The 12404-nt window shown below is 62.7% G+C and carries 14 protein-coding genes; 1 reads left to right on the top strand and 13 read right to left on the bottom strand.

The window, feature by feature from the left end; genetic code table 11:
- Positions 1-3: 3 nt before the first annotated feature.
- Positions 4-645, bottom strand: a complete 642-nt coding sequence (locus Q0L30_RS03440) for a YtcA family lipoprotein (protein ID WP_296651181.1) — start codon at positions 643-645, stop codon at positions 4-6.
- Positions 646-1210: 565 nt separating this feature from the next.
- Here Q0L30_RS03440 and Q0L30_RS03435 point away from each other — a divergent pair.
- Complete coding sequence (locus tag Q0L30_RS03435) at positions 1211-2050, top strand: helix-turn-helix domain-containing protein (protein ID WP_296651179.1); 840 nt, start codon at positions 1211-1213, stop codon at positions 2048-2050.
- Positions 2051-2119: 69 nt separating this feature from the next.
- Here Q0L30_RS03435 and Q0L30_RS03430 read toward each other — a convergent pair whose 3' ends face one another.
- The 12 genes from Q0L30_RS03430 to gspG all read right to left on the bottom strand — a co-directional run bounded on the left by Q0L30_RS03430 (position 2120) and on the right by gspG (position 12390).
- Entirely contained in the window at positions 2120-2671 is a 552-nt protein-coding gene (locus Q0L30_RS03430) for a cytochrome b/b6 domain-containing protein (protein ID WP_296651175.1), read from the bottom strand.
- A gap of 169 nt (positions 2672-2840) precedes the next feature.
- On the bottom strand, positions 2841-3383 hold the full coding sequence (locus tag Q0L30_RS03425) for a cysteine hydrolase family protein (protein ID WP_296651173.1): 543 nt from the start codon (positions 3381-3383) through the stop codon (positions 2841-2843).
- Between the two features lie 357 nt (positions 3384-3740).
- Positions 3741-4283: a hemerythrin domain-containing protein gene (locus Q0L30_RS03420; protein WP_296651170.1), complete on the bottom strand. Its 543-nt coding sequence runs from the start codon at positions 4281-4283 to the stop codon at positions 3741-3743.
- A gap of 266 nt (positions 4284-4549) precedes the next feature.
- Positions 4550-6196, bottom strand: a complete 1647-nt coding sequence (locus Q0L30_RS03415; RefSeq protein WP_367277765.1) for a phosphodiester glycosidase family protein — start codon at positions 6194-6196, stop codon at positions 4550-4552.
- 255 nt (positions 6197-6451) lie between these two features.
- On the bottom strand, positions 6452-7231 hold the full coding sequence (locus Q0L30_RS03410) for a type II secretion system protein N (protein ID WP_296651164.1): 780 nt from the start codon (positions 7229-7231) through the stop codon (positions 6452-6454).
- A 72-nt stretch (positions 7232-7303) separates the two neighbouring features.
- The gene (locus Q0L30_RS03405; RefSeq protein WP_296651163.1) at positions 7304-7831 is read right to left on the bottom strand and encodes a type II secretion system protein M; all 528 of its coding nucleotides are present in this window, start codon (positions 7829-7831) and stop codon (positions 7304-7306) included.
- Positions 7807-9141, bottom strand: a complete 1335-nt coding sequence (gene gspL / locus Q0L30_RS03400) for a type II secretion system protein GspL (protein ID WP_296651161.1) — start codon at positions 9139-9141, stop codon at positions 7807-7809. Before gspL ends, Q0L30_RS03405 begins: the two co-directional genes overlap by 25 nt.
- A gap of 34 nt (positions 9142-9175) precedes the next feature.
- Complete coding sequence (gene gspK / locus Q0L30_RS03395; RefSeq protein WP_296651159.1) at positions 9176-10324, bottom strand: type II secretion system minor pseudopilin GspK; 1149 nt, start codon at positions 10322-10324, stop codon at positions 9176-9178.
- A complete protein-coding gene (locus tag Q0L30_RS03390; protein WP_296651156.1) occupies positions 10321-11019 on the bottom strand; it encodes a prepilin-type N-terminal cleavage/methylation domain-containing protein in 699 nt (232 codons plus the stop codon). The genes gspK and Q0L30_RS03390 overlap by 4 nt, the downstream gene beginning before the upstream one ends.
- Entirely contained in the window at positions 10997-11365 is a 369-nt protein-coding gene (gene gspI, locus Q0L30_RS03385) for a type II secretion system minor pseudopilin GspI (RefSeq protein WP_293039016.1), read from the bottom strand. Before gspI ends, Q0L30_RS03390 begins: the two co-directional genes overlap by 23 nt.
- 62 nt (positions 11366-11427) lie before the next feature.
- Positions 11428-11910 carry a GspH/FimT family pseudopilin gene (locus tag Q0L30_RS03380; protein WP_296651153.1) on the bottom strand — a complete coding sequence of 161 codons (483 nt, stop codon included), beginning with the start codon at positions 11908-11910 and terminating at the stop codon, positions 11428-11430.
- A gap of 9 nt (positions 11911-11919) precedes the next feature.
- Positions 11920-12390, bottom strand: coding sequence for a type II secretion system major pseudopilin GspG (gene gspG / locus Q0L30_RS03375; RefSeq protein WP_296651151.1), 471 nt, complete (start codon positions 12388-12390; stop codon positions 11920-11922).
- Between the last annotated feature and the right edge of the window lie 14 nt (positions 12391-12404).

Below are 12404 nucleotides of genomic sequence, written 5' to 3'. Positions count from 1 at the left end.
AGATCAGTGGGAAAAGACCAGCAACCAGAAAGCCATTGCCAGCAGCGCACACAGGGCTGGGTAGCTGAGAGCCGCCGGCGCGAGACACGCACGCTTGCCGCGCTTGCCCAGCACCACATGAACGACTACGGTAGCCAGCACGCCAAAAACGATGCAGAAGAACCAATCCGGAAATGCGGCGCCGAACACGGCGATCGATGGTGCTGGCGCACAGCCTCCGAGCAACAGGCTTGCCGCCAGCGACAGAAGATTCAGAGCGGTAGATGAGCGAATCTGCAAAGTGACCACAGCGGAATAAATGCGGCAAGACCGAATGCCGCCGAGTTGAATCGACAATTGACCGAGCACTGCGGAAGAAGGCCCGATCTGGTTGCCGCATGCTTGCCGCAGCAGTCGAACGGCTTTACTGTCTCCGTGCTGGAGACACGATCGAAGAATGCGCGTTGTGCGACACGATATTAAGCGCGTATGGCGGGCGAGAAAATTGTACAAATGCACAATCCGGATGTGGATAGTCACAACGGACGGCACGAATTCATACATCACCGGAATGCGCCTCGCGATCCGGGCGCATGAGAAATGGCCTGCCTGATCGGCGCTGGCCGCCGCTTCCGGCCCGCGCGGCCACGCTACAATCGGAAACATTTCCGGTTGCGCGCGGTTGCCCCAAATCGATGTAACTATCGATGTAACTAAAGTCTTACGAAACGGGCCGCATTTGTTTCAGCCGTGGCCACCGCGTACGCCTCATCTATAAACCACAGAACATCTTCGGATCGAGCGAAAACTCCTCGAGGAGCAAAGAAGCGTGACTAGCCCAGTCCCCGAAATATCTCCGGCCTTGCACAAATGGACCGAGAAGGTCGCCGGAGATCATACGGATATCATCGATCGGATCTACAAGACGCTATCCACGATCAAGCCCTACGCGGATCTCGATGCGCCTACCAGGCTGGATATTCGCCATTCGATCGGTTTGTCCTTGCGGCTGTGGCTCGATACGCTTTTGTCAGGGAGCCCGCCCACGGAGGACGCGCTTGAAGCATTCCGGGATTTTGGACGCCGGCGCGTCTACCAGGGTGTTCCGCTCGAATCGCTGCTGCGCGCGTTTCGACTCGGCTCTCGCGATCTGTGGTGCCACTACATCGAACTCGACAGGAAGAACGAAAATCTGCGCGACGAGCTTTTATTCAAGGTTTCGCCGTATTTGATGGAGTTCTTCGATACGCTGGCACAAGTCATTGCCCAGATTTACCTCGAAGAACAATACAAGCACGCTCGCTGGCGAGAGTCGCTTCGATATGAACTGCACAGTATTATTTTTAATTTTCCGGAAGACGCCGAGAAATTTTCCAGAACTGCAACGGCACTCAATCTCGACGCGAAGACCCCGCGCGTAGCACTGGCCTTCGATCTCGACTCGATCAATAGCGAATCGCCTACCTTCAAGAGCGAAATTGATCAGGTCGTGGCAGCCGCTGCCCGGCGCCTCAAACTGTCCGTGAACGAGATCTTCGATATCTGGTTTCGCGGCCAACTCGTCATGTGGATTCCCGCCCGGGTCGGCGATCTGATGGGAACGAGTGTTCATCAGCTTGCCGCACAAATCGCCAGAATCACCGACACGTTTGCGCATATCAATGCGATTGGTATCGGCCTCCCCGGCGAAGGCGCACCGGGATGGGCCATGTCTGCCGACGAAGCAAGCAAGGCACTGCGTTTCGGCCGTGGCCGCGACGACAAGGATCGCGTGCGCCTGTATTCGGATATTGCAGTCGAGGAAAGCGTGCGCGGCACGGATCGCGCACTGAGCTACCTGGTTTCGCTCGTCGAACAACTCGCTGGCGAGCCTGATTTGCTCGAAACGCTCCGAACCTACTTCGATCAATTGCAGCGGCGAAAGGTGACGGCAAGCGTACTGGGCATACATCCCAATACGCTTAACCACAGACTGGAGCGCATCGAGAGCATTCTCGGCGCGCAACTGGACGAATCCGGCTGGATTGCGAGGCTCGACGTTGCGCTCAAGCTGTGCAACTCGCAGAAGTGAGCGATGGGAAGTCGCTACTCGACGCGCGATGAAGTCATCGCGCGCCGCCTGGGTGTGCATCGGCAAGCATCAAAGCATGCGCTTCAGAACATTGTTCTTCGCGACGAAGTGATGCTTCAGTGCGGCGCCGGCATGTACCGCCACCAGAGCGGCCAGCGTGTAGCACGCAACCTTGTGCACCGCAAACCACTGCTCCGTGACCGGACCGGCGGAGAACGGCGTTTTGACGAATACCGTCCAGAACAGCCAGTACCCGTCAGGCACCATCATGAATCCGCTCAGAAGCACCACGGCGATAAGCGTGTAAATGAGCGAATGAACCAGATGCGCAATTGCACGCTGCTTTTCCGGAATCGAATCGATCTCCGGCGGCGTCGTGCGGAAGAACGACCACAAATATCGCATCGGAAACAGGGCGATCAGGCACGTCGCGAGCGACATGTTGAGCGTCGACACAACAGCCCAGATTTTCTGGTTCGTGATGAAATGAAGCGAGATGCCTGCAACCATCGTGTAGAGAATGATGGCCGCGAATACCCAGTGCAGTGCGCGGGAAAACCGGTCATACCTGTCGACGTTCGACGATCGGGTCCATGCACTTGCCTGCGTAGCGGAAGACATGTTTAAAACATCCTTTATCTATGGCCGATCCATTGATCGGTATTGCTCAGCGATGAAAATTATCTTCACCGCGTGAGAGGATGTACAAAAACATGAACGCTTTCTAAACGCCCGCGACGCACCTAAGGTGCTATCGGGCGAGCCGAATTGACGGGTCGCCCTGTGTTGGCTAGAAGTGACAGCTCGCCGTGCTCATGAGCCGCACGAAAGGGCCATTCAAGGTCAGATTGTGATGCTCGATGATTGCCTGTGCTGGCAACGCCGGTGTGTCCGTGCAGGTATGAGCGTCTGCAATCAGTATGGGTTGAAAGCCCAAATCTGTAGCCGCACGACAGGTCGTATCGATGCAGTACTCCGTCTTCATCCCGACAATGACCAACTGGCCGACCTCAGCATCGGCGAGCCATTCTGCCAATCCGGTGCCGAAAAAGCAGTTGGGTCGGGTTTTATCGAACACTGTGTCGATCTTCGTATCTACGGCGATGCCGGGCAAAAGCTGCGAAAGCGGGCTGCCCGGTTCTATAGGCGAGCCGTGAGGGCCAGTATGTCGTGCAGCGAATATTGGTGCACCTGCCTCGCGGGCTCTATGGATGAGCTGGTTGATATTCGCAAGGACTCGGTCCCCTTCATACGGTTTCGCGGGGCCGTTAAACAATCCCTGCTGCATGTCGACGATCAAGAGGGCGCGGCGTCCCGGACGAGCGCGGTGCATGGTGTTTCTCCTGTCATGCCAATGATGGACGGAGAAACTTCAAGGCCCCGTCCATTACTGGCGGGGCCTTGGGGTGAATACGATATCTCTAGCTCACGTACCGACCTCACGACCCGCCATAAGCGGTCGTGGTGGTAGTGGTGGTGAGCGCAATGAAGTTCATGTCGAGCATCTTGCAGCAGCCCAAGTGAGGCGTCAACCGTTGCCCGTATTCTCACCAGCAGGCCAAGCGCACAGGCAAGCGAGGCAAAGACGAAATAGCTGTCGGCAAGCGTGTCGTATCGGAAAGACGCGGCAAAAATGCGTGATACGACCGACGTCACGCACTCGGCCTGGTACGACACGCGTAAAACCGCGTCACGGGTGCGCAGCGCTGCGACGCGCCACCATGACGGCGCTGAGGCTGGCCAGTTGCTCCCGATCCAGATTCGCTTCGGCGAATGCCAGAACGTCGCGCTCTTCCCTGGCGATGTGGCTGGCGTAAGCGCTGATAAAGTCATCCACCCCGGCACGCTCGAGCAATTGCGCTTTTCCTTCGGCAATGTCGGCAAGCACCGCGCGCAATTGCGCCCACGCAGCCTCCATGGATCGATGCTCGCCAAGCAAGGATGCAATCAGTTCGTCCACTGCCTGGCCCTGGCGTCGGCCGACTTCGACCAGCATCGGAAAGAGATCCTGTTCCTCGTCAGCATGGTGATGCGCGCCCGCCACATCGAAATAGCGCATGATGTTTCGGGCTGCCTGCTGCGCCTGCGCGTCTGAACCATGCTCGGGGAGGTACGCCGTGAGCTTGTCGAGCGTCGCGCACTGAGCGGCAATTCGCTCGTGGCACGCCTTCAGCATTTCGATGGGTTCGTCAAAAGTGGGCGCTGGCTTGAACAGGCGGCTATCAGAAGTCATTTTGTACTCGTATCGCTACACGTCTGCCGCCTTGTTATCGGCGCGCCAACGTGTCAGGTAGTACCGGAATTGGCCCGGCCTGCGCTTAACATCTACGAACGATACATCTTTTATGAGATAAGCACAATGCCCACGGGTCGGCGCAAGCATTTTGTCGCACCGCACGGACGTTCGCTCCTCGCCCACGTGCGGCAAGCGGCGATTTCCGAAGCGCCGCTTGCACGATCAGCCTCGGCCTCACGAAGATGGCCGAGGCCTGTCCGGATTTACTGCTTCGCGCCAATCAGCAACGTGCCGCCTACTGCGCGTTCGCCACTGCCATCGGACGGATGGCCCACAGTCGCTCCGTTCACAACCATGTTGCTCGACCCGCCGCCATCGAGATTGATGGCCGAGGTCGCACCAAGCCATGTCATCACGTCCGACGTTTCCTGAATCGAGGTTCCCAGGCTGACCATCGGTTGCCGCCCGTCGATTTCGACCAGCAGGATCGTGCCGTCTCCGCTGACACCAATTGCCGTGCGCCCGTTGCGCGCCACAACCCAGCCTTCGTACCAGCGAATGTTGGATGGGTCTACCGAGTCACTACTGACGATTCCGCTCAGGGTCGGCGAGAAACCCTCGGTCCAGGCGTTCTGCAGCGGATTCTCCCCCGAAAGGGTCGGTCCTGCCTCGACGATCGCCATGCCCGGTGCGAGCGCGATCTCGTTACCGTTCGAATAGACGTGCTCCGCCCGGGTGAGCTTCGTGCCGACCGCCGCGTGACGCTCGAGCCATGCCGCGCTCTTGCCCAGGCCTTGTAGTACGTATCCGCCCTTCGGCGCGGGCGAACCGAGCGTCGCATGACTCGCGACGACCGTACCGGCTGCGTCAACCACCAGCTCGTAGGTCGACCCTTTGTAATCCGCGTTGACGAGCGTGTTCGAAGACTCGCCTTGCAGGTAGAGCGCGTCGTACATCACGAGATCGTCGAAGTTGGTGCAGACGTAATCCTGCTGCGGCGTCTTGAGCGGCGCTTGTGCGGGCGTGCCGCAATTGACGACCGTGCCGAGTATGGGACGGTCGACACTTTTCACGTCGATGGCCGAATTCTGAGCGTCGGTCACCGTTATCGACGACGTCAGCTTCGGCAGCACCGTCACCTTCGGATGACCTGCGCCAGTTGTTGTGATCATGACGCCGGGACGACCGCCCGCCGCCGTGCCGACCAGCTTTCCGTCAACTACCGTTGTGCCCACTGGCGATCGCGGCGCTGCGGCATGCTGAAGGGGTTTGATATTCGAGAAGAATCCGGCGTTGATGCCGGCCACGGCACCGAGCCGTGACACCGCGGCCGTCACGGTTTCGCCCGCGCCGCCCAGATTGTCTCCCCCGGGCAATGCAAACGAAAGCCGCGCGGTGGTCTGCGATGGCTTGATCGCCAGCACATTAATGATCCATGGGCCGGTGGCGCCGTTGCGGGCCAACGCGGTGTTCCGCACGCCGGGCTCGTACTTGTTGGCTGTCGCTTTTGCGATCTGGTTGGCGAACGTGGCCGCTTCGGCTCGGGTGCCGAACTTGTCGACCGACAGGTAATACCCGAGCACATCGCCCTTGATGTCCGTTCCGGCAGACCGATCGAAGCGCGTGTCGAATCCCAACGCCTTCAACGCCTCGGCATCGTTTTGTGCCGCAGCTTGCGTCGGATAGAAACCGATATTGACGGTCCAGAAGTCGTTCGGACTCAGCGTGCCGCGCTGGATCTGGTAGTGAGTGACGCCAGCGGTCACTGGCCGGCTTGTAATCGATTGCCGGGTCCCCGCAGGGCCAAGCGGTGCTTCCGTAGACGGCATCGTCCAGGTTTCGGGCGCAGTTTGTCCTGGCGACGATATCGTATTGACTGCGCTATCGCTGCCGCATCCGCCGAGAAACATCGACCCGGCTACGATCAGGACTGCGACACGAATTGAACAATAACGGTGATTGATCACAACGCACTTCCTCACTTCTTTGAAATTGGGAAGTCGAGGTTATGGCCTGAACATGAAACTCGTGTGATGTTGACACAGGCATTCATTACGCGCCGCCCGGCGGCTGGCCAAATTCCTCATTCGCGGCTTTTGAGACGCAGCGTTACGGAGCGAGCGCCGTGTGGTTGCAACCAGCACCGTGATAGCAACTGTTTCCACTCAGCGGATGAAGGTCAGCGCAACGGTGTCCGGTCCGGCCGGGCGGCCCAGCAGATTCAGCAAACCCGCCAGATTTTCACGCTGATCGGGCGTTGCGCTTGCGGTTCCCTCGAACGACGTCGAAGTGCGCGATAGGGTGCCGTGCCCGTTCAGCACCAGCGCCCCCTTCTGAGTCGACAGATCGAGCGACGACGACGCGCCCTTCGCCTGCACCACGACCTCATACGATCCGAGCGGCTTCACAAGCGATACGCGCGAGCTCATGTCGGCTAGCGAGATGGTGAGCCGTCCGAATGCATCCGTGCCGAACGTGCGCCACGGGCCCCACGCGAGCCGCACCCTGCCATCGAAATCGAGCGTATTGAACGGCGCGCCGAGCCCCGCGAGCAACGAAGCGGGTACGGCAATCGAGCCCGCCGTCAAGGTGGCGCCGCGCGGCGTCGCCTCGACGATCACCGGTTCGGGCATCGCTTCGGTCTGGTGCATCTGCATGCGCACGCGCCCCGCGAAAAGCGGCCAGAAAGCGGTCCGCCATTCGACGCGGCCCGGCAGCAGCGTCGAACCATTCGCTTGCGCGCCCGCCGCGAGCATCAGCGTCGCCGATCCGTTCCACAGCGAGCCTGCCGAATCGACCAGGTTCACGTGGCCGTGGCTCATGTGCGCGAACCGCGGTGCAATCCAGGCAGCGGGCAGGCGCGCGAGCAGCACGGCGGCGCTCGACACCACGCCCACCAGCAGCCACGGCAATGCCGCGCGCGCGCGTTGCATCCAGTACGTCATAGTTGATATCTCCTGTCGACCAGAGTTAGCGCTTTAGCGCTTACTCTGGTCCCATGCAGAGCACTATCGCGCTCACTGCACGTTCGCCGGTTGCAGTAACACGCTGAGGTCGACCTGGCCATCCGGCTTCTGCGCCATGACGTGCGCCTCGATCACCTCCACCTTGAATTGCTTGCGTACGTCGTTGAGCCAGGCCGAAACGGCCGCAAACGCCGCATTCTCAAGCTGCACCTGCGCCGTCGTGCCGATCAGTTGCACCTGCGCGCCCTGGAGGCCGTGCTCGTCCAGCGACGCGGTCATCGCATTCTTGAGCGCCGCACCCGTCGGCGCTACGCCCGCCGTCTGGCCCGCGAGCGAGCGTGCTTCTTTGGCCTGCGCAGCCATCTGCGCAAGCTCGCGCTGCAAGCGCGGCATACGCTCGCGCAACTGCGTGCGGCCGTCAGCGGCAGGCGCCCACAGCACCGACCAGCCAATCGCCACCGCGAGCACCGCGCCGCCCCATGTCAGCGCCACCTTTTCGCGCGCCGTGCGCGATTCCCAGAATCCGGCCCACGCGCCGCTCAACGCCGTTGTCTTCACGATGCGTTCCTGATCGTCCATTTGTCGCTGCTGCTGTCCGCCGTGCCCGCGAGGCCGTTGCGCGCAAGCCGTCCGGCGAGGCCGGTATCGACATCGACGCCGGGCTGGAACGTCACGTCGAGGCGGCGCTCGCGATAATCGAGTGCAGCAATCGCGTTCGCGGGTACGGGACCGAGCGAGCGTGCGAGACCGTCGGCGAGCGCGAGGAAGTCATCGGGCGACGGCTCGCCCGCGGCCGTGCGCAACTGCTGCAACCCGCGCGTCATCTGCCCTGCCGCATCGAGAACGACGGTGGTGTCCGGAAATGCGTTGAGGAGCGTTTCGGTCATCTGCGCCTCGATGGCGTCGCGCTGGCGCGCGAGCATCAGCCATTGAAGATTGGCGCCGACGATCGCCACCGCGAGCGACGCCGCCACGAGCGCAATCGGCACGCGCAGACGGCGCAGCGTCGCGCGGTCGAGACGCCACGGCTGCGCGGCGAATTCGAACTGGCATAGATCGAAACGGCATGCCAGCGCACGCTGCGCGATCGCTTCGAGCGTGAGCGGTTGCGCGCCGGGCAGTACCGTCGCAGACGATTCGCCCGGCAGATCCGATAACGAATAGAGCGTGACGGGCGCGTCGCCGGCCAGCGCGGCGATGGTGGCGACCGCACCCTCGGCCGGTACAGCAAAACCTTGCTCCGAGGCGCCGCGCACGACCGCGAGTTCGAGCGCCGCGTCCGGCGCGGACTGCGCCTGTTCGGGCGCATCGCCCGCAAGCAGCGCGGGCGCGGTGGACATGACCCGGCCGAACACGCAGGCGATCACCGGCTCGACTGCGGGCTCAACGGCGGGCTCGACTGCGGGCTCGACTGCGGGCTCGACGGCCGCTTCCGGCGCGTGCGCTTCGGGCGGTGGCAGACAGCGCGCGACGGGCACGGCGCGCACTGCGCGATGTCCAGCCGCCGAAAAACCCTCGACCAGAAAGCGCAACCAGCCGCGATCGATCGCCGCGACCGTGTGCCGGCCATCGGCCATCGACTGCGGATCGAGCGCCAGATGGCAAGTCTGCGGATCCTGGATCAGTTGATCCTCGACGACGTTCGGCAGCGCCTGGCGCAGCCGCGGTCCCTTAAGCGGCGGCACGGCGACCTGCACCATCAGCAGGTCGCGCGCGGCGATCAGCAGCACAGTCGACGACGCGCGCGGCAGCAGAGCAAGCGCCGCACGGCCCGAGCGCTGCGTGTTGCCCGCCTTGTCGAGCAGCACGAACGGCAGCTCCGGCAACTGCCATTCCTGCGAGTGCACCGCCGGATCTCGCGGCGGCATCAAAATCATCAGCGTGCTCAAACGCACCTCTCTTCGATATTGGATTGCGTCGGATTCATGGTTCGTCGCCCACGCGCACGATGCGCGTCATATGGGTTAGCGGGTCGCGCCAGACGAGCGTCGTGCGGACCACCTCGGCGCGCTCGTGGTCCACGCGCGAGTGAACGAGAAAATAGCTCGTGTTGACGTCCCACTGTTTCGTGTCAATCGACGTTTGCGGTATGCCCGCGCCCTGTAGCGCCAGTTGCACGTCGGCCACGTTGCGGAAAAACACGTGCTGGCGTCGCGCGACAAACGCCTGCGCGCTCGACAGGTTCATGCCGGGCACAGTCGCCGCGATCACTTCCGCGCTCGCCGTGTTCATGTTCACTGCCGTTGTGGACGGCAGGATCGTCACGAACGGACGCAGTTTCGCGACGGCGTCCGGCGTGAAGCCCGGCACGTCGAGCAATGCATCGACGCTCGTCATCATGAGCGGCGCGACCGCGCTGTTGCTGTCGGCATCGTCGAGGCCCGGGTTGCGGGTAAACGTCGAGGCGCCCGCCGCACCACCGGCACCACCGGCACCACCCGCGCCGCCTTGAAGCGGCTGCGCGGTGGAGGTCACGTCCGTCTGAAAGCGTGTCGCCGAATGCATGAGCCCCGAGCGCACATGCACGGCCGTGTTCTTCGCCAGTTGCCCGTTGATGCCGAGCAGTTGCAGCAAGCGCGCGAACGCCTCGATCTGTGTGAGATTGAGCTGGAGCAGACCGGGCGCGGGACTCGACACGAGGTTGCGCAAGTTCAGGCGCGCCTGGGCATCCTCAACCGAACCGGCGAGATACGTGGCAGCGCCTTGCTGTGCACGCACGTCGCCGATCTGGCCAAGCAGATCGGACAAGCGCGTTCTCGCGACCGGCACGGCCCACGCGCCGCCTAGCCAGGTGATGCCCGCCGCCGTGTCGGCTTGCGAGCGCAGCACGAGCCGCGTCCAATCGAGCGCGCCGCGCGAGATCCACTGGGCCTGTGCGATGAGCCGCTGATTCTCGATGCGGCGCAGTTGCACTTGCTGGCGCCACAGCAGGCCCGCAACGAGGATGGCCGAAAGGGAGACGACCAGCATGGCCGTGATGATCCCGGCGCCGCGCTGCGAGGCACGGCGGGGCCGCCGCAGGGGACGCCGCGGGGGACACGTGACGTGAAGATTCGGCGCACGCATCGTCATCCTCCCACCAGAAACACACGCGTAACGGGCCACTGAAGCGACTGGGCGCTCACGCGCACCTCCAGCCCCGTCACGGCGCGCGGCAGGGGCGCATGGGCTGGCGACGGCACCTTGAGATTGCCGATATTGGCGGCGAGTTGCGCGCCCACGTCCTGCATGTCCGAGATCCAGCCGACCTTCGGCACGTAGAACCGCGCGTTAATCGAGTCGACGCCGCCCATCATGGGCAACGCGCTCCACGCGTCGCTCTCGCCGCCGCGAAGCGCGCGCCCCAGTTCTCCGCGATTCGCAAGCGGCGGCGACGCATAGCGCACCACACGCCCTTCGTTCAGGCGATAACGCACCACCTGGAGCCGCGGGGCCGCACCGGGCGGCACGGCAAACGTGCGCACGATCTGCAACGCACCCTCGTTGAGCGAGATCGCGCTCACGCCCGCTTGATCGTCGTCGGCAGCGCGACGGCAATCGATCTGCATCTGGTCGAACATCTGCGCGAACACGCGTTCGTCGGCCATCGAACGCGTGATCGTCTCGCGCCCCCGGATGATCTGGTCGAGCCCGCGCCACGAGAGGATCGCCACCACGGCGAGAATGGCGATTGCAACGAGCAGCTCGATGAGCGTGAAGCCGCACACCCGCTTACCAGGCGTGACGCGTGCGACGCGTGCGCGCTTACAGGGAACGGTTCGTCTCATTGCCGAGCACCGTAACGAGTTGCGCAAGATTTCCTGTTCGGCCGGGCGTCGTGACCGACACCTCCACGCGACGAAATACCGGATTGGGCGATTCGCTCACCGTTTGCGTGCAAATGAGCGGCAGCGCGGCCTGGGAGCAGTCGAAGCTCCGCTCGCCGAGCGCGGGCCACGCGTGATCGAGACGCAACTGGGCAAGTGCGTTGTCGGCGCTCCAGCCCGCGAGCAGGCGCTCGTGCAGATCCGCCTCGCTCGCGGCAAGACTGCCCACGGCGCGCAGCGACGCGACCAGCGCGATCGCGATGATCGACAGCGCGACGAGCATTTCGATCAACGTGAAGCCCTGCATGTGGCCTTGAATGTGGCTTTGAATGCGCGCTGCGCGGAAGGAACGTTGGGAGGTCGACATGTTCAGCGCACCTCGAAGCGGCCACTGCCCGTGCCGACGATCGTCACGCGCCCGGCGGCGGAAAAGAGCGTCACTTCGACAGGCGCATCCACGGCTTCGGTACCGAATACAAGGCGACTCGCGTGCGTAGCGTCACCGCTGCCGGAATACGCAATTGCAGCCCCCTTCACGCCGCCTTCCCATTGACGCGGGCCGAGAAGATCGTCGCGCAGCGCACGCCAGCCATCCTCCGTGCGCACGTCGAAACGAAATCCGCCCGTAACGGGCTGCCACGCGATGGGTCTTGCGCGCACCTGGGCCTCGTCGCCCGCCGATTCGAACAGCAGCGCAACGCGTTCGGCCTCCTCACGCAGTTCGCTGCGCGGATTGCGCGAGACCGTCAGCGACGCGACCGATATCAGCAAACCCGCAATGAACAGCACCACCAGCATCTCGAGCAGCGTAAAACCCGCCGGGCGCCTGAGCCGTGTCGAACGCGTGCGCATGGATCGCCCTTATTGCCAGGACCCGACGTCGGCGTTGTTGCCTTCGCCTCCGGGCTTGCCGTCGGCGCCATAGCTGAAGACGTCAACCTCGCTGTGCAGGCCTGGATTGAGGTACGCGTACGCGTTGCCCCACGGATCGTTCGGCAGGCGTTCGACATAACCGCCGTCTTTCCAGTTGCTGGGCACCGGGTCGGTGGACGGCTTCTTCACGAGCGCCTGAAGGCCCTGCTCCCCGGTTGGATAGCGGCCGTTGTCGAGCCGGTAGAGCTTGAGCGCCTGCATGATCGTGCCGATGTCCTGGCGCGCGGCGACGCGTCGCGCGTCGTCGGGCCGGCTCATGATCCTGGGCACGATCAGCGCAGCAAGAATGCCCAGGATCGTAATCACGACCATGATTTCGATCAGCGTGAATCCTCGACTGCGGCGCTTGCGACCTCGCGGCGATGCTGTACGCAAACGTGCAGAATGTAAAACGTTCATCGAATCGGACTCCT

The organism is Paraburkholderia sp., assembly GCF_024281035.1.
Classification (GTDB): Bacteria; Pseudomonadota; Gammaproteobacteria; order Burkholderiales; family Burkholderiaceae; genus Paraburkholderia.
This window is presented reverse-complemented; position numbering and strand designations above follow the sequence as displayed.